We start from the raw sequence: 638 nt of genomic DNA, 5'->3' as shown, positions 1-638 counted from the left end.
AAGATTCAATTCGGTTTTCATAAGTAAACGTAGGTTGATTCAATAAACTAGTGATTATTGTCGCAAATGATGGCTTACGTAGATACAAAAAGCTGTCAAATTTTCTATTTAACTCGCCGAAATAGCGTAAAGTGGCAAGCTTGTGGCTCGTGCTTTAAACGCATCAGTGCTGAATGGGTTGAACCTTTGCCAGTATTAACGCGAAACAAAGTCGCAAAATGGAAAGAGTATCAAGTCTCCACCTCTTTAGGAGTTGGGTATATACTTATGGCATTTGCATCATTGAGGAAAGAATATGATCCAAGAAATCATAGAGAAAAAGTTACATAGTGAGCTGCAACCAAGCTACTTAAAAGTCATCAACGAAAGTTACATGCACAATGTGCCGCCTGGCTCGGAAAGTCACTTTAAAGTCATTGTTGTGAGTGACTTATTTGCCGGTCAGAGATTGATTGGCCGTCACCGTCAAGTTCATCAAATTCTTGCCGATGAGCTAGACAATCATATTCACGCGCTTGCGATCCATACTTACACAGAGGAAGAGTGGAAACGTGAGCAAAATGGTGCACCAGACAGTCCAATGTGTATGGGAGGAGGGCGTTAACCCCTTGCGACCCAGACGATTTTAGAGAGATGGC

Annotated in this window: 1 protein-coding gene; it reads left to right on the top strand. The window is 41.8% G+C overall.

The annotated features are described in order from the left end of the window. Nucleotides 1-295: 295 nt before the first annotated feature. The gene (gene bolA, locus R7R78_RS27220) at nucleotides 296-604 is read left to right on the top strand and encodes a transcriptional regulator BolA (protein WP_005456570.1); all 309 of its coding nucleotides are present in this window, start codon (nucleotides 296-298) and stop codon (nucleotides 602-604) included. Nucleotides 605-638 lie beyond the last annotated feature (34 nt).

This window comes from Vibrio sp. 2134-1, assembly GCF_033339495.1.
The sequence above is the reverse complement of the archived record's forward strand: the minus strand, read 5'-3'. Positions and strand labels throughout refer to the sequence as shown.

Excerpts from the sequence above, each read along its gene's own strand:
- bolA (WP_005456570.1), top strand. The coding sequence starts at position 296 with ATGATCCAAGAAATCATAGAGAAAAAGTTACATAGTGAGCTGCAACCA.